Genomic DNA, 20,428 nt, shown 5'->3' with positions numbered 1-20,428 from the left:
GCGAGAACACTCGCGAGGCCCGCCCGTCAGTCCGATCCAGCCCGTGTCAGTGAGCCGCGGCCTCGTGTGAGCGCTGCTGCAGGTTGGGCATCATGTTCTTGATGCCGCTCAGCAGGTAGTCGATCACCTCGCCGGCCGTGTAGTCGGCCCGGTCGGCGCCGATGAAGCGGCGGAGGTTCTTCAGCTCGTCGCCGCTGGTGATCAGCGGCTTCTCCACGTAGCCGTCCGCGCGGCGCTGCCCCTTGCCGATGACCGCGAAGAGCGCGTTGCACAGGCACTTGCGCCCGGCGGTGTTTTCCAGCTCGCCGCCCTTCTTGACGTAGGTGTCCACCGGCTCGGCGGCGCAGCGGTAGTCGATGCGGCCGTTGTCGCGCTTGTACGCATAGCGCAGGTAGCCCAGGTCGCACACCCGCTTGCGCTCGGCGTACGTCTCGGGGTGCGAAAGCGTTTCGCCGATCTGCACCACCTTGAAGGGAAAGCCCGTGGGCGACGCGCGTCCGTCGGTCAGCACGTCGATACGGTCTTCCTGCGCCTGGCGGATGACGTTGCGCTTGAGTTCGGCGGTGATTCCCGACTCGTCGGAGTAGGCGAACAGGGTGCCCACCTGGATGCCCGCCGCGCCCGCCGCCAGCGCCTCGGCCAGCTTCTCGGGCGAGCCCGCGCTCCCCGCCAGCCAGAAGGGCAGGCCCAGCTCCCTCATCTTGGCCAGGTCCACCTCGTCGCGCGCGCCGTACTGGGGCTCGCCGCGCTCGTTCAGCACCAGCTCGCCGCGGGGCGGAGCGTTGTGGCCGCCGGCCGTCGGCGCCTCGATGACGAAGCCGTCCACGCGGCCCGAGGCCTTGCGCGCCATCATGGTCGCCAGCGAGTTGCTGGCGATGATGGGCAGGAAGTACGGCCGCTTGATCCCCTCGGGCGGCTGCTCCGAATGCACGCGCGGGTCGAAGGAGAGCAGCGCCGTCTCGTCGCGGCCCAGCCCCTCGACCTCCAGCTTCATGGACGCGGGCTCGTGCCGGGCAAAGCGGTCCAGCACCCCGGGGATTTCCTTGGGGATGCCGGCGCCCATCAGCACGTAGTCCACCCCGCCCAGCATGGCGCCGTACAGCGTGGCCAGGTTGGGCATCTGCACCTTGGTGAGCAGGTTGATGCCCACCACGCCGTCGTGCCCTTCCTTGGCCAGCCACACCTCGACGAAGGCCGAGAGGATGGTGAGCTGTTCGCGCACCTTGGTGACCACCTGCCGGTACATGGGGATTTCCTTGTACGGCTCGCCCGGGGCCAGGCCCTCGGGGCGGAAGTACTTCATCAGCACGTCGCCCGACACGTCGGGCCAGGGAAACGCCGCCATGGCGCGGCGCACGTGGCCGCCGATGTCGCCGTCCTGCAGCCGGCGGACGAGAAGCGAATCGATCGACGTGCCCGATACCACGCCCAGGTGGCCGCGGAGCGACACCGCCTTGGCCAGAACCCAGTTGGAAACCCCCACCCCCATCCCGCCCTGGATGATCAACGGGTGCGCGACGGATTCAGTCATGTGCTCGCTGGAGATAGGGTTGCGCATGCAGGCCCCGGGTGGCTGACGAGTGTGCCATCAGTTCCGGCAACTTGCGGTTATCCAACGACTTAGAGCCAGTAGGACCATTAAAGATGAGCGGAACTCACTCTCTGCGCAAGTCCCGCACGACTCAGGCCATCTCGTGCGGGGCCGGCGTCCCGGTTCGTAACCCGTTGCCAGCCAGGAGTTTCGGGAACGCTCAACAAACATCGTATATCGTATACGAATTCGGCGCCCGGGCCGGATCTGCTGAACCCGGGCACTGACGACCCCTGCCGTCGCACGCTCGCGGTGCACGCCACCGCCTCGTATCTTGCCCACCGTCATCAGGGATTTCCTCAGGATGGAACGATGGGACAGATCGCACCGGCCACGCTCGAGGGGTGGTACGCGCTTCACCAGGTGTTCTCGGCCGACTGGGCCGGGCTTCGCGCGCTGGCCCCGGAGCAGCGCGCCGGGATCGCGGCGGAAGCTGCCGCGCTCTTCACCGAGCTGGCCGAGGGAGCGGACGGGGGATGGAGCGCCGCCTTCCGGCTGGTGGGCGGCGGGGGCGACTGGCTGTTCGTGCACTTTCGCCCCACCCTCGACGAGCTGGCCGAGGTGCAGCGCCGCGTCAGCGACAGCGCCCTGGGCGTGCACCTGTACCGCGAGTACGACTACCTGTCGGTGACCGAGGCGGGGCTGTACCACGCCACCGCGCAGGCCGCCCAGGAGGCGAAGCCCGGATCGGACGAGTACAAGCGGATCCTCCAGGAGGCGATGGAGGCCGAGGGCGCGGCGGCCCACGTGAAGTCGCGGCTGTATCCGCAGGTGCCCGAAGGGATGCGCTACCTGTCGTTCTATCCCATGAGCAAGCGCCGGGGCGAAACCCTCAACTGGTACGCGCTTCCCGTGGACGAGCGCAGCCGGCTGATGCGCGAGCACGGGATGACGGGGCGCACCTTCGCGGGCCGTGTGTTCCAGGTGATCACCGGCAGCATCGGGCTCGACGACTGGGAATGGGGCGTCACCCTGTTCGCCCGCGACCCGCTGGAGTTCAAGCGCATCGTCACCGAGATGAGGTTCGACGAGGCGAGCGCGCTGTACGGCGAGTTCGGCCAGTTCTTCACCGGCATTCGTTTTGCGCCTGGCGAATGGCCGGAGGTGCTGGGATCGCGCCCGCGCGGCGGCTGAACCGGCCGCTTCGCCGGCGGCGGCCCGGGCCCGGATTCCGGGGCCGGGCCTTTTTGCGGGCCGCAGTCCACGCGAGAGCACACCACCGGGGCGGAGTTCTGGCCGAACCCTGCCCGTCCCCCGTACATTTCCCGGATGAACTGGACAACTCCCCTCGACGTCGTCGGCCGCACCACGGTCGGCCTGCTCTCGGACTTCGGCCGCTTCAGCCGTTTCGTCTACGAGGCGGGCCGCTCCATGGGCGACGTAGGCACGTGGCTGGGGCTGACCGTGCTGCAGATGCGCAAGCTGGGGGTGAACTCGCTCCCCATCGCACTCTTCCTGTCGGCGTTCACGGGAATCGTGATGGCGCTGCAGGCCTCGTACACCTTCACCGGCGCCATCCCGCTGTACTTCGTGGGCACGCTGGTGGGGAAGACGGTGATGCTGGAGCTGGGGCCCGTGCTCACGGGGCTGGCGCTCTCCGGCCGCATCGGCGCCAACATCGCGGCCGAGCTGGGGACGATGCGCGTTTCCGAGCAGATCGACGCGCTGGAAACCATGGCCTACAACCCGGTGTCGTACCTGGTGGTGCCGCGGGTGGTGGCCGGCACGCTGATGGTGCCCGTCATCGTCACCTTCGCCAACGTGGTGGGCATCGCGGCCGGGTGGATCACGGCGCTGAACATGCTCGACATGAGCAGCGAGCAGTTCCAGTTCGGGCTGCGGCTGTTCTACGACCCGTTCGACGTGACGTTCTACATCATCAAGTCCATTTCCTTCGGGTTCGTGGTGACCATCGTCGGCTGCTACCAGGGCTTCAACACGCAGGGCGGCGCCGAGGGCGTGGGCGTGGCCACCACGCGCGCCGTCGTCATCGCCAGCGTGCTCATCCTGGTGCTGGACGCCTTCTGGGCCGCAACCCTGCTGCAGCAGTGAGCATCGAGCTGACGAACATCCACAAGGCGTTCGGCCCCAAGAAGATCCTCCGGGGGCTGTCGCTGAACGTGGAAGAGGGCGAAACCGTGGCCCTGGTGGGCTTTTCGGGGGCGGGCAAGTCGGTGACGCTCAAGCACATCGCCGGGCTGCTGATGCCCGACCAGGGCAGTGTGGTGGTGGACGGCAACGAGGTCCCCACCATGAAGCGCGAGGACCTGTACAAGCTGCGGCTGGAGATGGGCTACGTGTTCCAGTTCGCCGCGCTCTTCGACAGCATGACCATCCAGGAGAACGTGGAGATGGGGCTGGTGAAGAAGGGCGGCGTGGGGCGCAAGGAGATCGCCGAGCGCGTCAGCGAGTCGCTGGACCGGGTGGGCCTCAAGGGGTTCGAGAACCGCCTTCCCTCCGAGCTATCGGGCGGGCAGCGCAAGCGGGCCGGCCTGGCGCGGGCCATCGCGTACCGCCCCAAGTACCTGCTGTACGACGAGCCGACGAGCGGGCTGGACCCGGTGACCACCGAGGTCATCGACCGGCTGATCCTGAAGATGAAGGAAGACCTGGGGGTCACCAGCCTGGTGATCACCCACGACATGAAGAGCGCGTACAACGTCAGCGACCGCATCGCCATGCTGTACGAGGGCGTGGTGGTGGAAGAGGGAACCCCGGACCAGATCCGCAACTCGTCGAACCCCATCGTGCGGGGCTTCGTCGAGGGCCGCCCCGAGATGATCGAGGAGGCCACGCGGGCGGCGGCCGAGGACGGCGAGCACCGGGGGACGGGGGACGAGCGGAACGTGGATCACGGACACCGCGGGCCACCTGGCCTGCAGCGGAGGGACCGATGAGGCTGAAGAACGAGGCGATGGTGGGACTGGTGGTGATCCTGGGGATCGTCACCGCCGTGGCGGGAGCGGTGTGGCTCAGCGGCCGCAAGTGGGGCGGCTCGGACCGCGTGGTCACCGCGTCGTTCAGCAACGTCGGCGCGCTGACCGTGGGCAACCCGGTGAAGTACCGCGGGGTGAACATCGGGCGGGTGGCCAAGATCGACCTGGCCCCGCGCGGAACGGGCGTGTACGTGGACCTGGAGATCACCCAGGACATCACCATGCCCAACGACCCGGGGGTGCTGCTTTCCAGCGAGTCGATGTTCGGCGGCTGGCAGGCGGTGATCGTGTCGCAGCCCGACTTTCCCGACCTGGCGTTCACCACCGCGCCCCGGCGCGACGTGCTTCCGGGGGCGTCGCTCCCGGACATCACCGAGCTCACCGCCGTCGCCGCGCGCATTGCCAGCGACATCGAGCTGCTCTCGGAACGCATCCAGATCGCGTTCACCCCCGAAACGGCGGTGAAGATCCGCGAGACCATCGAGAACGTGGAAGGCGCCACCGAGCAGCTGAGCGGCTTCATGGGCGCCCAGATGGAAACCTACGGAAAGGTGGGCACCAACGTGCTCGCCACCACCGAGAACATCCGCCTGGCGTCGGTCGAGGCCCGGCAGACGATGGCGGCGGTGCGCGGCAGCATGCAGGGCGGCGACGTGCAGGCCATCATGGCCAACGCCCGCCGGGCCAGCGAGAACTTCGCCGCGCTCAGCACCGAGCTGCAGGGTGCCGCGTCGGGCGTGCCCGGGCTGGTGACCAGCGCCAACACCACCCTGGGCACCTTCGGCCAGACGGCCACCACGCTCAACGAGATGCTGGCCGGCATGCAGCCCGGGCTGGCGGAGATCGCGCCGACCATCGCCGAGGCACGCGCGGCCATGACCTCGTTCAACACGCTGCTGACCAGCCTGCAGAGCCAGGAGGGCTCGCTGGGCCGCCTGCTGACCGACCCGGCGCTGTTCGAGGAGACGCAGCGGCTGATCGTGACCATGCAGCGGCTGATGGCCGACATCCAGGCCAACCCCGGCAAGTACGTGGGCGAGCTGCAGGTGTTCTGACGTCCATGGCGCTGGTCGTACAGAAGTTCGGGGGTAGCTCGGTCGGGTCGCCGGAGCGCGTTCGCGCGGTGGCGGCCCGCGTGGCGCGCGCGCGGCGGCGGGGGGACGACGTGGTGGTGGCCGTCTCGGCCATGGGCGACACCACGGACGACCTGATCATGCTCGCCGGGGCCGTCACCGGGTCCGACCGGGTGGCGGCGGAGCATCCGCGCGAGATGGACATGCTGCTGACGGCGGGCGAGCGCATCTCGATGGCGCTGCTGGCGATGGCCATCTGCCGCGAGGGGGTGGAGGCGCGCTCGTTGACCGGCAGCCAGGCGGCCATCATCACCGACCAGACGCACACGGCGGCGCGCATCGTGGAGGTGCGCGCCGAACGCGTGCGCGAAACGCTGGATGCGGGCGCGGTCGCCATCGTCGCGGGCTTCCAGGGCGTCAGCACGGCGCGCGAGATCACCACGCTGGGCCGCGGCGGATCGGACACCACCGCCGTGGCGCTGGCGTGCGCGCTGGGGGCGGACCGGTGCGAGATCTACACCGACGTGGACGGCATCTTCACCTGCGACCCCCGGCGCGTGCCCGGCGCGCGGCGCATCCCCCGGATCTCGCACGCCGAGATGCTGGAGATGGCCACCGCCGGCGCGCAGGTGATGCATGCGCGCGCCGTGGACATGGGCGCGCGCTACGGTGTGGACATCCGCGTGCTGTCGTCGTTCGTCGACACGCCGGACGGCGACGAGAGCACGCGCGGCACCCTGATCACCAAGAACCCGACGGGCATGGAAGACCTGGTCCTCACCGGCATCGCGTCGTCGCGCGGGCACGCCAAGCTGATCATCCGCGGCCTTCCCGCGGGAATGCGAACGCCCACGGACCTGCTCGTGGCCTTGGCCGAGGCGGGCGTCAGCGTCGATATGATCACCGAAACGCCCGAGGTGGCCGGCGGGGTGGTGGTGCAGCTGACCATCCGCGAGGACGACGTGGTGAGGGCGCGCGAGATCGCGGAGCGGGTGGGGACCGCGCTCGGCGGCGTGGGCGCCATCGAGGCGCGCACCGGGCTGGCGCGCATCGCCCTGGTCGGTAGCGGCATGCACGGGCGGCCGGGGGTGTACGCGGCGGCCTTCCGCACGCTGCTGTCCGTCGGCGTGGAGGTAGAGGCGGTTTCGACGTCCTCCATCTCAATCACCCTGCTGGTTCCCGACGACCGCGAGGACGAGGCGCTGCGGGCGCTTCATGCCGGCTTTGGGCTGGACCGGGCCGTGGCGGGCGCCGCCTGATGCACGTCGCGCTGCTGGGCGCCACCGGCGCCGTGGGCCGCACCATGCTGCAGGTGCTCGCCGAGCGCGGCCTGCGCATCGAGCGTCTCACCGTGCTGGCGTCCGCGCGTTCCGCCGGGCGGGCCATCGAGTGGGGCGGGCGCGAGTGGACCTGCCAGGCGCCCGCGCCGGGGCTGTTCCGCGGCGTGGACTTCGCCCTGTTCTCCGCCGGCGCGGATCGGTCGAAGGAGTGGGGGCCGCGCGCGGCGGACGAGGGCGCCATCGTGATCGACAACTCGTCCGCGTGGCGGATGGATCCGCAGGTGCCGCTCGTGGTTCCCGAGGTGAACGCCGCCGCCGCGCGCGAACGGCCGCGGGGGATCATCGCCAACCCCAACTGCTCCACCATCCAGATGGTCGTGGCGCTGGAGGCCATCCGCCAAGCGGCGGGGCTGACGCGGGTGATCGCGACCACGTACCAGTCGGTCAGCGGGGCGGGGGAGACGGGGCGCGACGCGCTTCGCCAGGAGTTGGTGGGGGAGTCGGGCGAGTCGCCGTTCGCGCGGCCCATTGCGGGGAACGTGGTGCCGCAGATCGGCGATTTCGACGAGGAGGGGTGGACGGGGGAGGAGCGCAAGATGGTGAACGAGACGCGCAAGATCCTCTCGCTCCCCGACCTGCCGGTCGCGGCCACCTGCGTTCGCGTGCCGGTGGACGTCGGCCACTCGGTGCAGGTGACGGTGGAGACCGAGCGCGACCTGTCAGTGGAGGAGGCGACGCGCGCGCTCGCGGTGTTCCCCGGCATCGTGGTGCAGGGCGGGGCGGATGCGTATCCCACGCCGCTGGAGCTGGCGGGGCGCGACGAGGTGTTCGTCGGGCGGGTGCGGCGCGATCCGTTCCTGCCGCGCACGCTTCACCTGTGGGTGGTGGCGGACAACCTGCGCAAGGGCGCCGCGACCAACGCCGTGCAGATCGTGGAGGAGCTTACGCGTGCCTAAGCGCCGCCGCGGAGGCAGCGCCCGTGCCCGGGCCGTCATCGAGACCAGTGCCGGCGGTGTGATCTACCGCTGGAACGACGGCCGCGCGCACGTGCTGCTGATCCGCGACGCGTACCACCACTGGGGCTTTCCCAAGGGGCACGTCGAAGAGAGCGAGAGCGCGGCCGAGGCGGCGCTGCGCGAGGTGGCGGAAGAGACGGGACTCACCGAGCTGCGCCTGGGGCCGCGGCTGCGCACCATCGACTGGTTCTTTCGCTTCCGCGGCAAGCTGATCCACAAGTTCTGCCACTTCTACCTGATCGAGTGCCCGGCGGGCGAAACCTGCCCGCAGCAGGAGGAGGGCATCACGGAGTGCATCTGGCTGCCCCTGGATGAAGCCATCCAGTCCATCTCGTACGACAACGCCCGCGAGGTGCTGGTCCTGGCCGCCGAACGCCTGCTGGACAACGATACTGAGCCCGTCGACGAACTGGACGCCGATGCGGAGGTTGCTCATCGCCCCCGCCTCGTCGGAGCGCCGGACCACGCGCTGGACCCCCGCGGTTCCTGATCGGCTTACATCGATCGACAGGGCTCCCCGCCTGAGTTGATCCGCGCCCACTCGTCGGCCGCGGTGGACGCTTCCCGCCTCAGGACGAGCTCGGGTCGGAGGTGCCGTTCTTGGTCGACCTCCCTCTCGGACACTTCGATGATCCGCCCTGCCGCACCGTTCTCCCGCATCCGCCGCTTTCTTCCCTGGCTTGCCTTGGTGCTTGGGCTGCTGGGATTTTTGTACGCGTTCGCGGGCATGGCGATGGCCGGCTCGTTCCAAGTAGCAGGGATGTGGGCGGGGCACTGGTGGCGGGTCGCGGTCATCTACGAGATCATCGCGGGCGCCTGCTTGCTGTTGTGCGTTGGGGCCGCCGCCGTCCTGATTCGACGCGCCTGTAAGCGGGCGCGTTACGGCTGAGCGTCAATCCGCCATTCTGGCTGCGGATGATCTCGGGAGTTGGTGCTCGCGGTTGACTCGCTGTGTGGGGAGGGCATTTGTGACCGCTGCCGCGCCCGGGCTGGTACGTATCCGCAGCTAGATCCTTCGGCCCGCGTGGGGTGGTGTGCGGGCGAGTGCGGGGCGCCTGGGCCTCAGGATGACACGGTGCGTGGCTCATCCTCCGCGTGGTGCACCGGGCTGGCTCCCTTCCCCCGCGCGGTTTGCGGGGGAAGGGTTGGGGATGGGGGGCGCCGGCCCTCGCACAACAGCAAAGGCCGCCCCTCGCGAGGCGGCCTTTCGTGCGTTCGCCGGCGGCTGGTCAGCGGGCGCGGCGGTTGCGCAGGTGGTCGGCGACCATCATGCCGAGGGGCAGCGCCCACGTCGCGTGGCTGATGGCCCGGCTGGTGCCCGTGCTGCGCCCGCCGTAGCGGCGCGCCGCCCAGTTGGCCGCGCCCATCAGCATCATCGTCTTGGCGTCGCGGCGCGTCGGCCGCAGCATTCCCAGTAGACCCATCTTCGCATCCCTCCGCTGTAAGCCCCTAAGTGCTTGGAGCGGAGTGGCTTATGCACGATGCGCGCCAGTCCGGCGCACCCTCCGCTCTGGCCCGTGCGCCCCTCGGGTACTACTGTACCAGCCCGCCATCACGTTTCCGTGCCTTCAGAATCGATGATCGACAATCCATCCGACAGCTTCAATTGGCGTGCGTTCCATTGGGTGATCGTGCTGCTGGTGGTGGGGTTCTTCCTGTACAGCGTGCAGAGCATCCTCAACCCGTTCATCCTGTTCCTGCTGCTGCTGTTCCTGATGCAGCCGTACTCGGGAACGCGGCACCACCTGCTGATCGTGACTGCGGCGGTGGGGCTGACGATGATGTGGATCCTCCATACGACGGGGTTCCTGCTCGCGCCCTTCGTGCTGGCGGTGGTGCTGGCCTACCTGCAGCACCCGCTGGTGGCGCGGCTGGAGCGGCGGAAGATCTCGCGCAACACGGCCACGATGCTCCTGGCGCTGCCCGCGCTGGCGATCATCTTCCTGGTCTTCTTCCTGGGCATCCCGGCGTTGAGCGCACAGATCGCGGAGTTCATCCGCGGGACGCCGCAGCTGATCCAGACGGCGACACTGCGGCTGGAGCAGTGGCAGGCCACACTCGCGACACGCGACCTGCCGGGCGTGGATGAGCAGGTGCTGCTGGGGCAGCTGAAGTCCATCCAGCCGGAAGAAGTGATGGCGTGGATGCAGCAGCGGCAGGCGGTGCTGGCGAACGGAATCTGGCGCGGCGTGCTCGGCCTGGGACGCGGGCTGGGAACGGTGCTCACGCTGCTGGGCTACGTGTTCCTGACGCCGATCCTGACCTTCTACCTGCTGCGCGACTGGCCCAGCATCGTGGCGCGCCTTCGCGACCTGATCCCCACGGCGTACCGCGAGCGCGTGGTGGCGTTCACCACCGAGTACGACCGCCTGCTCGCCAGCTACATGCGAGGGCAGCTGATCGCGGCGGCGGCGGTGGGCGTGCTCACCTGGCTCGGCTTCATGCTGCTGGGCTTTCCGTACGCGCTGCTGCTGGGCGTGGTGGCCGGCGTGTTCAACGTGGTGCCGTACATGGGGCTGGTCGCCAGCCTGATCCCGGCGCTGATCATCGCCATCTTCTCCAACGACATCCTGTGGAGCCTGGGGAAGATCGGCATCGTGTTCGCCGTGGTGCAGGTGCTGGACAGCGCCGTGCTGGGCCCCAAGATCGTGGGCGAATCGGTGGGGCTGCACCCCGTGTGGGTGATCCTGGCGCTGTCGGTGTTCGGCTTTTTCCTTGGGTTCCTGGGACTGCTGATCGCGGTTCCGCTCGCCGTGCTCATCAAGCTGCTGGTGCACCACGGGATGGCGCGCTACCGCTCGTCGGCCCTGTTCCGCGGCGAGCACCCCCTGGTCGCCCTCGACTGACCCTCTTGGAGGTTTCGCATGACTCGTTTCCTGATCGTTGCCGCCCTGCTGCTCGCATTCGCTCCCGCCGCCGATGCGCAGGCCCGGTCCACCGGTTCCACGCGCGCGACACGAGCGGTGGCCACGGTGGAGGCATCGCGCACCCCGTTGACTGAGTCGCCGTCCGTCGTGCAGGCGGCGGCGCCCGCGCGGATGGACCTGCCGCGTGCGGAATCGCGCTCGGTGGACGTGGAGCGGCGCGTGGAGATGCGCTCCACCGCGTACTGCCTGCGCGGGACCACGCGGACGGGCGTGCGCGTGCGCGACGGCATCGCGGCGGGCGACCCCAACGTGCTGCCGCTGGGCTCCGTGGTGCGGGTGTCGCACACGGACGGGCGGCTGATCGGGGTGTTCGTGATCATGGACACGGGCGGCGCGGTGCGCGGCAACAAGATCGACCTGTGGTTCAGCAGCTGTGCCGAGGCGGAGGACTGGGGAATTCGCTCAGTAGTAACCGAGGTGCTGGATATCGGCCGCGCCTCGTAACGACGACGCGCCGCCCGGATTGCGAAACGGGCCGCGGACGGCGAGACTGTGCGGATGAACGACGTCCTGAGAATCGTCCTCCCCGTGCTGGCCATCGCCGGCTGCCTGGCGCTGCTGAACCGGCTGGTCCGCTCGGCGGCCCGGCTGGGGCTCGCCTGGATGGAATCCACCGCGGCGGCGGGCCTGGCGGAGGTCAGCGAGCGTCGCGGCGACATCACGGGCCTGATGGAGCGCCGCCAGTCGGAGCAGGGGATCCGCCGCAATCGCCGCAAGGAAGTGGTGGTCGCCGCCGGCTACCTGCTCCTGCTGCTGGTTCCGCCGCTGGCGGGTGTGGCGCGCGAGGTCTACGCCGCAGGCGCACTCCTGTGGGTCCTCCCCAAGCGCCGCATCGTCGTTTCAGAAAGCCTGCGCCAGTCGACGCGAGCAGATCGCATGCAGCAGTGAGGGGACGGGGGCGGGACCATGGCCGATGACAGGAGCGGCGGCACCCGCGGGTGCCGCCGCTCCTTGTGGCCAGCCCTCGTCCGCGCGTGAGCCGCTGGCGGGGCGCCTCACGGCTCGGCTCAGCAGCCGTTGAGCGAGCACTCCTCATACGATTGGCACGGCCCCCACACGCACGAGTAGTCGCAGCCGGTCCAGTCGTAGTAGGTTCGGCAGCCCTGCACGCCGCTCCCACATCCAGCGTTCGGATCACTCCCGCCGGGGCCGCACGGCGTGGTGCCGGTTCCACCTCCCGTCCCGGTGCCAGTACCGTCGCACGACGTGCCGGTGCACACGGCGGAACAGTCGATGTCCTGGCATGTTTGGCACGAGTTGTAACCGTCGACCGTGCCGCGCCCGTCATTTTCGTCCGCGGTGGTAAACGACTCCACCGCCAGGTCTTCCAACTGCAGCTTGAGCTTCTTCATGGAGGCCTCCATGTGGAAATGAAGTGGGGCGAAGGCCGCAGAAAGCGGCGGATCATGTTACCGTGCTGCTTGATGAGGGTTCCCCTTGGGACATATTCTGCTACAAAACAGCCCCGCCGTGCGGCGGGGCTTGACGGGTGGGACGGAGAAGCTTGCCTACCGCTGCAGCCAAACTGCGGTGCCGCCTTTGCCGTCATTTCGCGTCTCGTCCGCGTCGTACACCTCGGTGCTCAGCCCGCCGATGGTGCCGCTGCCCACCAACTGCACCAGCTGCCAGCTCCGGGGCCTGGGATTGGAGACCCCGTCGACGTTGTACGCCGCCCAGTAGCTGGAGAACTTCAGCGAGCCGTACAGCTGCTGGCCCGTGAGCCCGGGCTCGTAGCCCACGTACAGGCCGGGGACGTACCCGGCGTCCGCGACGGCTGTGTACCAGGCGTTGCAGTAGCCGATCACGTCGGCGGAACTGGCGTCGTTCGAGACCGATTCCAGGTCGCACCACACGTTGACGCCGGGCGGAAAGCCGATCTGCTGCGAGAACTTGGCGGCGTTGGCCCCGTACTGCTGGCCGAGGTCGGCGGTGGGCTGCCACCCCGGGTTCAGCACGTGCTGCACGGGCATCAGGCCAAAGCCCTGGTCCAGCAGGATCTCCGCTTCGGCCGCCGTCAGGTCGCGCGAGGCCATCTGCGTTCGCCCTACGTAACGCAGCGCAAAGCGGTACCCGGCGTCCCAGAACGCCTTGGCCGCCGCCGCGTTGATGGGGGTGTTGGCGTCGAAGCCGCGGAGTCCCGCGGGTGCGGGGGTAACGTTTCCGGTGAGTGGCATGGAAGGCTCTCTTGGCGCGGGGTGGGCGGGCCGGGTAGGGTGCAACGCGAGGCCGCTACGAACAATAGCCGCCATCTCCCACACAAACAACAGCCATTGTGTCAATGTTTGGGCACCGGCTCGATCAGCGTTGCGGGAGGGCCTCCAGCGAGGCGCGCAGTTCCGCCGCGAGCGCCGCGTCACCGTTCACGAACGAGGTCCACGAGACGGAGAGCCCCTTCCGCTTTCCCTTCGGCACTAGCTGCACGCCCTCGGGCGAGATCGTCACCGTGTAGGTGGCGCCTTCGATGTCCAGCTCACGCTTGATGGGCTTGTCGAGCTTAGTCGCCATGTTCCGCGTACCGGGCTGCGGGTTTCGAGCGGCGCGTGCGGACGCTGGCGGGCGGGGCCGCTGCCAGTGCCTCCTGGTATCCGCGGATCGCCTTCGGGATCGTGCCCTCGGATTCCGGCATCAACTCCAGCTTCAGGATGCGCCCTACCGCTTCGGCATACCGCTGCAACGTGGAGAGGCGGATGTCCTCAGCATGGTTCTCCATCCGGCTGATGGCGGACTTGTGCGTCCCCAGTCGCTCGGCAAGCTGCGCCTGCGTGAGCTTGGCATCCTCGCGCGCCACTCTGAGCATATGGCCCAGGTGGAACGCCTGGTAGCCTCTCTCGTACGCTTCAGCAAATTCGGGATCGCTCAACGCGCGTTCGGCGGTCCACCGATCCAGGTCATTCATGCTGGTTCTTCCTGTTCAGGTATTCGCGACGCCGCTGGTGTGCCAGCTCAATTTCCAGCGGGGGAATTCGTTCCGTCTTCTTGCTGAACGCAGTCAGTACGACGATCACGCGTGCACCGTCCAGAAAGCTCAGCAGTCGGTACGCATCTCCGCCATACTGCACCCGCACTTCCCACGGATGCTCCGTCCCGCGCAGCTTCTTCAAGAATGTGGTGGAGACGCGGTCCGATGTCAGGACGTCCTGCAGCACCCAACGGATTTTCGATGCCGCCTTCAAAGGCAGTTGGGCCAGGAACTCGTCGACCGGCGAGCGCCCGGACCGGGTGCGGTAGAACTCGATCTCACGCATCCGAAGTTAACGTTGATGTGAACCGCGCGGAAGGCTTTCGCGGGAGACAAGTGGACGAAGTGCCATCCTGTCGAGCGCGGCATACCCGCCGCAAGGTGCAGCGTAAACTCCGTCGCGCCTGTGGCTTGGAAGGGGCGAGCCTCGCACGCCAGCGAGCGTGCGAGGGCCGATGTGGACGCGAAAAGCCCCGCCCGGAAGGTCCGGGCGGGGCTCTCGACCGTCGAACCAGGTTCACATTAGTGGCGGGAGCGGCACACGAGTTCGCCTGCGCGGCGGATGAACTCGCGAGGTGGCGCGACCGTCCCTTCGAAGTACGCGCACTCTTCGGTAGCAGAGCCAGACACCGCCGCGAAGCCGCGACGTCCACCGCCGGAAAGCTGGAGCGTTATCTGCCGCGGCTCCGGAAACCCCAGTTCCTGGAGCGACGCTGCAAAACGCCCGTGTTGGGCGTGATGCCGAGCCTGGTACACCGCCAGCAGGCGCAGCACGGCTCGTACGTCATCCATGTCGTCGTGACCGTGCTCGCCGTGTGCGTGCCCGTTGGAGCGAGGCGGCCCCGCTTCCTGTGCAAGTGCGGGCACTGTGACAGCCAGGCTGGCCACGAGGGCCGGAATGATCCATCGGTTCATGGAGTAGCCTCCTTGATACAAGCGGGATACGTGCTACTGCGGACACCATCGGCGAAGGCCGTAGGCAGAGCGCCCGTCCTCCACCACGGACGATATTCGCTCCTCGATCACGTATGGGCAGCCATCTTTGAACGTGAGCGGAAGCCGGCCACCCGGAGGCGCCAGCGAGCCGAGGTAGCCACGCCGGGCATGCACGAGATCCGTGACCGTCTCTCCGCCCTGCAGCGGGCGGAGCAGCCACGCGACGCTGTCGGGCGCCAGTGCAACGTCGGCGTATGGCGGTACGGTTTCCGGCCACGCCGGATACTGATCTTCCCAACGTCGCGCACCGAGCGGCGGCGCGGGTCCGGCGGCGGCGCGGAATGCGTTCAGGACGCGCTGGCGCTCCGTCCGATCCACCTGGATGGGCTCGGCGTCGACACGGTGTGCCGCCAGGAGCCGGAGGCCGGAATCGAAAAAGCAGACGCCAGTAAGAAATTGTGACGGGACGACCAGCAGCCCGGAAGCGACGGCATCCCAGCTACGCCGGTAGTAGGCCAGGTACGGGTCCGAAGGCGGAAGCCCCGTGAACGGCGGCATGCGGTGCAGGTTGTTGCGAATCGTGCCGAGCGTGGCGGTGTCGATCTCGGCCTCCCTGAGCGAGGCCCGCGTCAACCTTAGCGCCGTCCGCTCGCCCGGGTCGTCCGACGCGAGGTGCATGGCGCCACTTTCGGAGAACAGCACGCCGCCCGCGAAGCCCGCGACGTGCAGCACGGCGTACGGGCCCGGATCGGACTCGGTGACACGCAGCCGCTGCACGAACCGCCCATCAGGGGTGAAAACGTGCAGGCGGCCGAGTTCCATTACGCCGAGCTGGCCGTTGTCCAACAGAGCCAGCTGGTTGTAGACGGGCCGGGCACCATGGCTGCCGCCCAGCTCCTCGAACTCGCCGGGGCCGCCGCCCAGCCGTCCGAACGAGGAGAGGCGCATGCCCGCGGAGTCGAAGACCGCAACTCCCCCGTTGTAGGCGTCCAGCACGTAGAGCCGGCGGGCGGCAGGGTGCCACACCGCGCCCACGACCCTCCCTAGCGGCGAGCGCTGCTCGTCCCCGATGACCACGTTTGGGGAAAAGCGCAGCGCGGCGTCGCGCACCGGGCGTGGCGTCGCGGCCTGGACGGCACGTTCGCATTGGGCGGCGAGGTCTGTGCCCCGCGTGGCTCCCCTCTCGGGGCTACAGGCGCCAGCAAGGCACGCAATGCCCAACACGACGCCGGCTGCGCAGGCATGCTGAAGGGGGTGGATCCCCTTCAGCATACGTGGGCGCGGATTCACTCCTCCCCGACGAAGCCGCATGACCCCCGCTTCATCGTGTTGTTCTCGTAGTAGCAGCAGTAGTAGTAGGATCCGCTTTCCACACAGCACCACCCGGTCGCAAGATGGCACGCGTACGCGGGCTTGGCGGCCAGCACCCCGGCCGCAGCGACGATGGCCAGTGACAACGCGCGCATTCTCCGCTCTGACATGGAGCCTCCAGGAAAGAAGGGGGTTGGTTGCCAGCATTGTTACCGCGTGCCCGTGGTGCTGGCCTGCCACGGGTAGCCCAGGACGGTGAGATCGTCCGGCTGTGGGATTCCGGTAAAGGCGTGCACGATCCGCCCGGTCGAGTCGGTTTGCACGAACAGGGGGAGTCGCTGGACGAAGCGCAGATCACGAGTGGAGCGCTGAAGCCGCACCGGCTGAACCCCGGTGCCGAACAGGGCAGCGCTGTCGGGGGTGAATGCAGTGCTGTTTGTGAGTGCGTAGATGGGAAGTGCGCCCGGAGCGCGTGCGCTCGCAAATTCGTTCAGTCGCGAGGCGGCGGGCGTGCATGCGGTGCACGAGGTCTCGAAAAAATAGATGAGTGCCGGGTGCTGCAACTGGGCCGGAGCTCCGGTTACGGTAGAAACGGGCAGGAAACCCGCCCGCAATCCCAGCAGCTCGGGAGCCCATCCGCCCCGCGCGCCGGCCAGCCGCGTCCAGAGCACCACCCCGAAAAGTCCGATGCTGGCTGCCAGCATCGCCCGTGAAAGCAGGCCGGCGCTACGTTTTGTGCGTGTCATTCCGTCCTCGATCGCAACGGGAAATGCGTCTTCAATAGAGTATGTCCGCATCGCCCCGCCATCAAGAGTTTCGTGCCTGCCCCGGCCAGGAACGACCGAAGCCCCGCCCGGAGCTAATCCGGGCGGGGCTTTGTGCGAAGCGGATCAGGTCAGTAGGCCTTGATCTCTTCGATGGCGGCGAGCACGTCCTCGGGCTCGGGGAGGATGGCGCGCTCCACCTGCGGCGCGTAGGCCACCCAGGTGTCCATCGACGCCACGCGCTTCACCGGCGCGTCCAGCCAGGGGAACAGGTCGTCGGCGATGCGGGCCGCGATCTCGGAGCCGATGCCCCACGAGAGCGAGTCCTCGTGCGCCACGATCACCCGGTTGGTCTTCTTCACCGACTCGGCGATGCTTTCCATGTCGAAGGGCGCCAGCGAGCGCAGGTCGATCACCTCGGTGCTGATGCCGTGGCGCTCCTGGGCCACCTTGGCGGCCACCAGCGACCGCTGCACGAGCGCGCCGCAGGCGACCACCGTGACGTCGGTGCCCTCGCGCACCTTCTTCGCCTTGCCGAAGGGGATCATGAAGTTGGGGCCGGGATACTGGCCCTTGTTGTACACCTGCCGGTACAGGTGCTTGTGCTCCAGGAACAGCACCGGGTCTTCGCAGCGGATGGCCGTGCGCAGCAGCCCCGCCGCATCCGTCGCGTTGGACGGCAGCACCACCCGCAGACCGGGGCAGTGCGCGAACAGGCTTTCGCCCGTCTGCGAGTGGTAGATGCTGCCGCCCTTCAGGTATCCGCCGTACGTGGTGCGGATGACCACCGGGGAGGCGAAGGTGTTGTTGCTGCGGTACCGCATGGTGGCCAGCTCGCCGCGGATCTGCATCATCGCCGGCCAGATGTAGTCGAAGAACTGGATCTCGACCACCGGCTTCAGGCCGCGCAGGGCCATCCCGATCGCCCGGCCCACGATGTTGGCCTCCGCGAGGGGCGAGTTGAACACGCGCGTGCCGCCGAACTCGCGCTGCAGCCCGGCCGTCACCTTGAAGACGCCGCCCTTGCCCTTGACGTCGTTGATCATCTCCTCGCGGCTGACGTCGGCCACGTCCTCGCCGAACACCACGATCCGCGGGTCGCGGCGCATCTCGTCGCGCAGGGTGGAGTTGATCAGGTCCACCATCGTCGTCTCGCCGCCCGACGGCCGCGGATCGTCCTCGGTGTCGAACTGTTCCGCCGTGGGGTCCACGTCGGGCGAGAACAGGTACAGCATGGCCGTCGACGGGTCCGGCTGCGGGGAGGCCAGCGCCTCGTCCGTGGCGCGCTGCACCTCGGCGTTCACCTCGGCCTCCATCTGCGCCAGCTCGTCCGCCGTGGCCATCCCCAGCTCCACCAGGCGCGTGGCCGTGCGGGTGATGGGGTCGCGGAGGGCCTCGTCGGCGCGCATGGCGTCGGTCTTGTAGAACTTCTCGTCGTCCGAAAGCGAGTGGCTGTACGGGCGGATGACCTTGGCGTGCACCAGCGCGGGGCCCTTGCGGCTGCGGGCGTACTCCACCGCGCGGCCCATCACCTCGTGGCTTTCCCAGACGTCGGTGCCGTCGCAGGTCTGGATGTACAGGTCGGGAAAGCCGACGACCAGCTTGCTGATGCTGCCGCCGGCCGTGTTCACCTCCACGGGGACGGAGATGGCGAACTCGTTGTCCTCGACGATGTAGACGACGGGGAGCTTGAGGTTGCTGGCCGAGTTCAGGCTTTCCCAGAACTCGCCCTCGGAGGTGGTGCCGTCGCCCGTGGTGACGAACACCACCTCGTCGCCGTGCGCGCGGGTGGCCTCCACCAGCGGCTCGCCCAGCTTCTGCGAGCGGACGCCCGCCTCGGCCGTGCCCACCGCCTGCAGGAACTGCGTCCCGGTGGGCGACGAGGTGCTGACGATGTTCAGCTTGTGGTGGCCCCAGTGAGAGGGCATCTGCCGACCGCCCGACGATGGGTCGGCCTCGGCGCCCACGGCCTGCAGCAGCTGGTCGAGCGCCGTCATCCCCAGCGCCAGCGAGAACGCGCGGTCGCGGTAGTAGAAGTAGAACCAGTCGTACCCCGGGCGGGCGTGCGCCGCGGCGGCCACCTGGATGCCCTCGTGGCCCGCGCCGGAGATCTGGAAGAAGATCTTGTTCTGCTGCTTGAGCTGGATTTCCTTGTCGTCGAGACGGCGGGAAAGCAGCATCGTGCGATAAAGTCCGAGCAGCGTCTCGCGGTCCAGCGCGGGCGCGGCGTCGGCTTTGGGCTTCTTCTTGGTCGTGAGGGCCATGGCTGGATCGCGTGGTCTCAACGTCGAAACGCGGGCGGCGCGATGATGCTCGGCCGCCCGGGAAAACTGCGTGCAACATATCCGCGCGGCACGTCTTGGGCCAGAGCTCAGCGGTGCTTCGCCGTCGTGGGATCGCGGAGTGCGGCTCGGGCGGTCTGCTGCAGGAACGTAATCGCCTGGTCCCGCGATACCGTTGGGAAGTTCTCCAGGAAGTCCCCAAGGCTGCACCCACCTTCCAGCCACTCCATCAACGTCTCGACGGGCACGCGCGTGCCACGGAACACCGGAGTTCCTCCGAGGATATCCGGGTCGGAGTGGAAGACGCTTTCGCCAGGTTCGCCCATTGGCCGATCGCCGCCCGAGAGTGATTCATCCGCCATGCTTCATCGACCGCCGAACCGCCGGCGCGCGGTCCGGCGCCTCGCCAGCAGCACGGCTGCCAGCACCACCACCAGCGCGACGAGCGCCATCCAACCGTCCACCACCTTGCCCGTTCCCCAGAACCACTCGTCCGCCCCGGGCGACCGGCGCGTGGCGAAGCCGTAGAACTTCAACCAGAAGATCCACCCCGCGTGGATGCCGATGGATGCCGACAGGTCGCCAGTCCACTGGTACGCCAGGCCCAGGATCGTCCCCGCCAGGGCGAGGCTGAGGACCGCGGGCACCAGCGTCCGCACCTCCGTCATCCCCGCCAGGGTGGTGGGGAGGATGCGGATCCCGGAAAGCCAGTCGACCTTCGCCGGGTTGGCCGCCCGCTCCATGAAGTGGGTGATCGCGTAGATGCCGCTGCTGACCGCGAGCGCCGCGGGCCAGCGCATCGCCCGGCGCAGGCTGCCGAAGATGGCGCCGCGAAAAAGCAGCTCCTCGATGACCGCCACGACCAGCGCCGTCGCCAGCACGCCCAGGAACTGCGCCGCGAGCTCGCCCGGCGTGCGGTCCTTCATGATTCGCCCACCCGCCAGCAGCGCGACGGCGCATACGGCGGCGAGCGAGGTGAACCCCAGTCCGAGCCCCGCGGCGAAGCCCTTCCACCGTACGAGCCCCGGCGCGACGCCCACGTCGCGCCAGCTTCGGATGCCGGCGGCGCGGATGAAGACGGGGAGGCCGGCGAGCGCGGTGATCAGCAGCCCGCGGTTCAGGTACCGCGAGAACTTCATCCGCGAGAGCTTTTCGAGCGCTGGAACGGATTCCGCCAGCGAGTGCACCGCCCAGTACAGCCATGGCGCCAGCAGCGCGCCGCCGATGAACACCGCGGCCAGGTACAGCGCCAGCGCGCGCAGGGGACGCCGGTCGCGGGGCGGATCCGACGTTGCAAGAGTCGTCGTCATCCGGGTGTCAGGCATGGTTCTCGCTGCGGTCCGCCGCCACCGG

At 68.6% G+C, this 20,428-nt stretch carries 25 protein-coding genes; 11 read left to right on the top strand and 14 right to left on the bottom strand.

Translation table 11 applies throughout. The annotated features are described in order from the left end of the window. Positions 1 to 46 precede the first annotated feature (46 nt). Entirely contained in the window at positions 47 to 1,531 is a 1,485-nt protein-coding gene (locus tag VGB24_RS19940; RefSeq protein WP_331074699.1) for a nitronate monooxygenase, read from the bottom strand. A 372-nt stretch (positions 1,532 to 1,903) separates the two neighbouring features. On the opposite strand from VGB24_RS19940, the gene hemQ reads away from it, so the two are divergent. From hemQ to VGB24_RS19900, 8 genes are all read left to right on the top strand, one after another. Further along, positions 1,904 to 2,725 carry a hydrogen peroxide-dependent heme synthase gene (hemQ, locus tag VGB24_RS19935; protein WP_331074698.1) on the top strand — a complete coding sequence of 274 codons (822 nt, stop codon included), beginning with the start codon at positions 1,904 to 1,906 and terminating at the stop codon, positions 2,723 to 2,725. Positions 2,726 to 2,860: 135 nt separating this feature from the next. Beyond that, positions 2,861 to 3,643 (top strand): ABC transporter permease, encoded by a 783-nt coding sequence (locus VGB24_RS19930; protein ID WP_331021717.1) that lies wholly within the window; start codon positions 2,861 to 2,863, stop codon positions 3,641 to 3,643. Further along, on the top strand, positions 3,640 to 4,488 hold the full coding sequence (locus VGB24_RS19925; RefSeq protein ID WP_331074697.1) for an ABC transporter ATP-binding protein: 849 nt from the start codon (positions 3,640 to 3,642) through the stop codon (positions 4,486 to 4,488). Before VGB24_RS19930 ends, VGB24_RS19925 begins: the two co-directional genes overlap by 4 nt. Continuing rightward, positions 4,485 to 5,582, top strand: a complete 1,098-nt coding sequence (locus VGB24_RS19920) for an MlaD family protein (RefSeq protein WP_331021719.1) — start codon at positions 4,485 to 4,487, stop codon at positions 5,580 to 5,582. The genes VGB24_RS19925 and VGB24_RS19920 overlap by 4 nt, the downstream gene beginning before the upstream one ends. Positions 5,583 to 5,587: 5 nt before the next feature. Further along, complete coding sequence (locus VGB24_RS19915) at positions 5,588 to 6,859, top strand: aspartate kinase (RefSeq protein ID WP_331074696.1); 1,272 nt, start codon at positions 5,588 to 5,590, stop codon at positions 6,857 to 6,859. Next, positions 6,859 to 7,836 (top strand): aspartate-semialdehyde dehydrogenase, encoded by a 978-nt coding sequence (locus VGB24_RS19910; protein ID WP_331074695.1) that lies wholly within the window; start codon positions 6,859 to 6,861, stop codon positions 7,834 to 7,836. The genes VGB24_RS19915 and VGB24_RS19910 overlap by 1 nt, the downstream gene beginning before the upstream one ends. After that, the gene (locus VGB24_RS19905; RefSeq protein WP_331074694.1) at positions 7,829 to 8,386 is read left to right on the top strand and encodes an NUDIX hydrolase; all 558 of its coding nucleotides are present in this window, start codon (positions 7,829 to 7,831) and stop codon (positions 8,384 to 8,386) included. The genes VGB24_RS19910 and VGB24_RS19905 overlap by 8 nt, the downstream gene beginning before the upstream one ends. A 138-nt stretch (positions 8,387 to 8,524) precedes the next feature. Next, positions 8,525 to 8,785: a hypothetical protein gene (locus VGB24_RS19900; protein WP_331074693.1), complete on the top strand. Its 261-nt coding sequence runs from the start codon at positions 8,525 to 8,527 to the stop codon at positions 8,783 to 8,785. A gap of 340 nt (positions 8,786 to 9,125) precedes the next feature. Here VGB24_RS19900 and VGB24_RS19895 read toward each other — a convergent pair whose 3' ends face one another. After that, positions 9,126 to 9,320: a hypothetical protein gene (locus tag VGB24_RS19895; RefSeq protein ID WP_331074692.1), complete on the bottom strand. Its 195-nt coding sequence runs from the start codon at positions 9,318 to 9,320 to the stop codon at positions 9,126 to 9,128. 153 nt (positions 9,321 to 9,473) lie between these two features. On the opposite strand from VGB24_RS19895, the gene VGB24_RS19890 reads away from it, so the two are divergent. Genes VGB24_RS19890 through VGB24_RS19880 form a run of 3 tightly spaced genes read left to right on the top strand, consistent with a single transcriptional unit; the run spans position 9,474 to position 11,711 of the window. Beyond that, positions 9,474 to 10,742, top strand: a complete 1,269-nt coding sequence (locus VGB24_RS19890) for an AI-2E family transporter (protein WP_331074691.1) — start codon at positions 9,474 to 9,476, stop codon at positions 10,740 to 10,742. 18 nt (positions 10,743 to 10,760) lie between these two features. Continuing rightward, positions 10,761 to 11,267 carry a 3D domain-containing protein gene (locus VGB24_RS19885; protein ID WP_331074690.1) on the top strand — a complete coding sequence of 169 codons (507 nt, stop codon included), beginning with the start codon at positions 10,761 to 10,763 and terminating at the stop codon, positions 11,265 to 11,267. A gap of 54 nt (positions 11,268 to 11,321) precedes the next feature. Next, complete coding sequence (locus tag VGB24_RS19880; RefSeq protein ID WP_331074689.1) at positions 11,322 to 11,711, top strand: hypothetical protein; 390 nt, start codon at positions 11,322 to 11,324, stop codon at positions 11,709 to 11,711. A 119-nt stretch (positions 11,712 to 11,830) separates the two neighbouring features. Here VGB24_RS19880 and VGB24_RS19875 read toward each other — a convergent pair whose 3' ends face one another. The 12 genes from VGB24_RS19875 to VGB24_RS19820 form a co-directional block, all read right to left on the bottom strand. Beyond that, the gene (locus VGB24_RS19875; protein ID WP_331074688.1) at positions 11,831 to 12,175 is read right to left on the bottom strand and encodes a pinensin family lanthipeptide; all 345 of its coding nucleotides are present in this window, start codon (positions 12,173 to 12,175) and stop codon (positions 11,831 to 11,833) included. Between the two features lie 156 nt (positions 12,176 to 12,331). Continuing rightward, positions 12,332 to 12,997 (bottom strand): DUF1906 domain-containing protein, encoded by a 666-nt coding sequence (locus VGB24_RS19870; RefSeq protein ID WP_331074687.1) that lies wholly within the window; start codon positions 12,995 to 12,997, stop codon positions 12,332 to 12,334. Positions 12,998 to 13,121: 124 nt separating this feature from the next. Beyond that, positions 13,122 to 13,328 (bottom strand): hypothetical protein, encoded by a 207-nt coding sequence (locus VGB24_RS19865; protein WP_331074686.1) that lies wholly within the window; start codon positions 13,326 to 13,328, stop codon positions 13,122 to 13,124. Further along, positions 13,318 to 13,719 carry a helix-turn-helix transcriptional regulator gene (locus tag VGB24_RS19860; protein ID WP_331074685.1) on the bottom strand — a complete coding sequence of 134 codons (402 nt, stop codon included), beginning with the start codon at positions 13,717 to 13,719 and terminating at the stop codon, positions 13,318 to 13,320. Before VGB24_RS19860 ends, VGB24_RS19865 begins: the two co-directional genes overlap by 11 nt. Further along, positions 13,712 to 14,068, bottom strand: coding sequence for a type II toxin-antitoxin system RelE/ParE family toxin (locus VGB24_RS19855; protein WP_331074684.1), 357 nt, complete (start codon positions 14,066 to 14,068; stop codon positions 13,712 to 13,714). The genes VGB24_RS19860 and VGB24_RS19855 overlap by 8 nt, the downstream gene beginning before the upstream one ends. 236 nt (positions 14,069 to 14,304) lie before the next feature. Further along, positions 14,305 to 14,697 carry a hypothetical protein gene (locus tag VGB24_RS19850; protein WP_331074683.1) on the bottom strand — a complete coding sequence of 131 codons (393 nt, stop codon included), beginning with the start codon at positions 14,695 to 14,697 and terminating at the stop codon, positions 14,305 to 14,307. A gap of 33 nt (positions 14,698 to 14,730) precedes the next feature. After that, the gene (locus tag VGB24_RS19845) at positions 14,731 to 15,828 is read right to left on the bottom strand and encodes a hypothetical protein (RefSeq protein ID WP_331074682.1); all 1,098 of its coding nucleotides are present in this window, start codon (positions 15,826 to 15,828) and stop codon (positions 14,731 to 14,733) included. Positions 15,829 to 16,004: 176 nt separating this feature from the next. Beyond that, positions 16,005 to 16,199: a hypothetical protein gene (locus VGB24_RS19840; RefSeq protein ID WP_331074681.1), complete on the bottom strand. Its 195-nt coding sequence runs from the start codon at positions 16,197 to 16,199 to the stop codon at positions 16,005 to 16,007. A 39-nt stretch (positions 16,200 to 16,238) separates the two neighbouring features. Continuing rightward, positions 16,239 to 16,775 (bottom strand): hypothetical protein, encoded by a 537-nt coding sequence (locus VGB24_RS19835; protein ID WP_331074680.1) that lies wholly within the window; start codon positions 16,773 to 16,775, stop codon positions 16,239 to 16,241. 149 nt (positions 16,776 to 16,924) lie between these two features. Then, on the bottom strand, positions 16,925 to 19,057 hold the full coding sequence (locus VGB24_RS19830; protein WP_331074679.1) for a dehydrogenase E1 component subunit alpha/beta: 2,133 nt from the start codon (positions 19,055 to 19,057) through the stop codon (positions 16,925 to 16,927). A 107-nt stretch (positions 19,058 to 19,164) separates the two neighbouring features. Next, the gene (locus VGB24_RS19825) at positions 19,165 to 19,437 is read right to left on the bottom strand and encodes a DUF433 domain-containing protein (RefSeq protein ID WP_331074678.1); all 273 of its coding nucleotides are present in this window, start codon (positions 19,435 to 19,437) and stop codon (positions 19,165 to 19,167) included. A gap of 3 nt (positions 19,438 to 19,440) precedes the next feature. Beyond that, positions 19,441 to 20,400 carry a CPBP family intramembrane glutamic endopeptidase gene (locus tag VGB24_RS19820; protein WP_331074677.1) on the bottom strand — a complete coding sequence of 320 codons (960 nt, stop codon included), beginning with the start codon at positions 20,398 to 20,400 and terminating at the stop codon, positions 19,441 to 19,443. Positions 20,401 to 20,428: the final 28 nt, after the last annotated feature.

Origin of the sequence: Longimicrobium sp. (assembly GCF_036399935.1) — a bacterium.
Taxonomy (GTDB): Bacteria; Gemmatimonadota; Gemmatimonadetes; order Longimicrobiales; family Longimicrobiaceae; genus Longimicrobium.
The sequence above is the reverse complement of the archived record's forward strand: the minus strand, read 5'-3'. Positions and strand labels throughout refer to the sequence as shown.

Coding starts and splice junctions, on each gene's coding strand:
- VGB24_RS19830 (WP_331074679.1), bottom strand. CDS start 19,057: ATGGCCCTCACGACCAAGAAGAAGCCCAAAGCCGACGCCGCGCCCGCG.
- VGB24_RS19890 (WP_331074691.1), top strand. CDS start 9,474: ATGATCGACAATCCATCCGACAGCTTCAATTGGCGTGCGTTCCATTGG.
- VGB24_RS19850 (WP_331074683.1), bottom strand. CDS start 14,697: ATGAACCGATGGATCATTCCGGCCCTCGTGGCCAGCCTGGCTGTCACA.
- VGB24_RS19820 (WP_331074677.1), bottom strand. CDS start 20,400: ATGCCTGACACCCGGATGACGACGACTCTTGCAACGTCGGATCCGCCC.
- VGB24_RS19910 (WP_331074695.1), top strand. CDS start 6,859: ATGCACGTCGCGCTGCTGGGCGCCACCGGCGCCGTGGGCCGCACCATG.
- VGB24_RS19825 (WP_331074678.1), bottom strand. CDS start 19,437: ATGGCGGATGAATCACTCTCGGGCGGCGATCGGCCAATGGGCGAACCT.
- VGB24_RS19860 (WP_331074685.1), bottom strand. CDS start 13,719: ATGAATGACCTGGATCGGTGGACCGCCGAACGCGCGTTGAGCGATCCC.
- VGB24_RS19930 (WP_331021717.1), top strand. CDS start 2,861: ATGAACTGGACAACTCCCCTCGACGTCGTCGGCCGCACCACGGTCGGC.
- VGB24_RS19885 (WP_331074690.1), top strand. CDS start 10,761: ATGACTCGTTTCCTGATCGTTGCCGCCCTGCTGCTCGCATTCGCTCCC.
- VGB24_RS19880 (WP_331074689.1), top strand. CDS start 11,322: ATGAACGACGTCCTGAGAATCGTCCTCCCCGTGCTGGCCATCGCCGGC.
- VGB24_RS19915 (WP_331074696.1), top strand. CDS start 5,588: ATGGCGCTGGTCGTACAGAAGTTCGGGGGTAGCTCGGTCGGGTCGCCG.
- VGB24_RS19920 (WP_331021719.1), top strand. CDS start 4,485: ATGAGGCTGAAGAACGAGGCGATGGTGGGACTGGTGGTGATCCTGGGG.
- VGB24_RS19875 (WP_331074688.1), bottom strand. CDS start 12,175: ATGAAGAAGCTCAAGCTGCAGTTGGAAGACCTGGCGGTGGAGTCGTTT.
- VGB24_RS19835 (WP_331074680.1), bottom strand. CDS start 16,775: ATGACACGCACAAAACGTAGCGCCGGCCTGCTTTCACGGGCGATGCTG.
- VGB24_RS19895 (WP_331074692.1), bottom strand. CDS start 9,320: ATGGGTCTACTGGGAATGCTGCGGCCGACGCGCCGCGACGCCAAGACG.
- VGB24_RS19900 (WP_331074693.1), top strand. CDS start 8,525: ATGATCCGCCCTGCCGCACCGTTCTCCCGCATCCGCCGCTTTCTTCCC.
- VGB24_RS19865 (WP_331074686.1), bottom strand. CDS start 13,328: ATGGCGACTAAGCTCGACAAGCCCATCAAGCGTGAGCTGGACATCGAA.
- VGB24_RS19940 (WP_331074699.1), bottom strand. CDS start 1,531: ATGACTGAATCCGTCGCGCACCCGTTGATCATCCAGGGCGGGATGGGG.
- VGB24_RS19840 (WP_331074681.1), bottom strand. CDS start 16,199: ATGTCAGAGCGGAGAATGCGCGCGTTGTCACTGGCCATCGTCGCTGCG.
- hemQ (WP_331074698.1), top strand. CDS start 1,904: ATGGGACAGATCGCACCGGCCACGCTCGAGGGGTGGTACGCGCTTCAC.
- VGB24_RS19855 (WP_331074684.1), bottom strand. CDS start 14,068: ATGCGTGAGATCGAGTTCTACCGCACCCGGTCCGGGCGCTCGCCGGTC.
- VGB24_RS19870 (WP_331074687.1), bottom strand. CDS start 12,997: ATGCCACTCACCGGAAACGTTACCCCCGCACCCGCGGGACTCCGCGGC.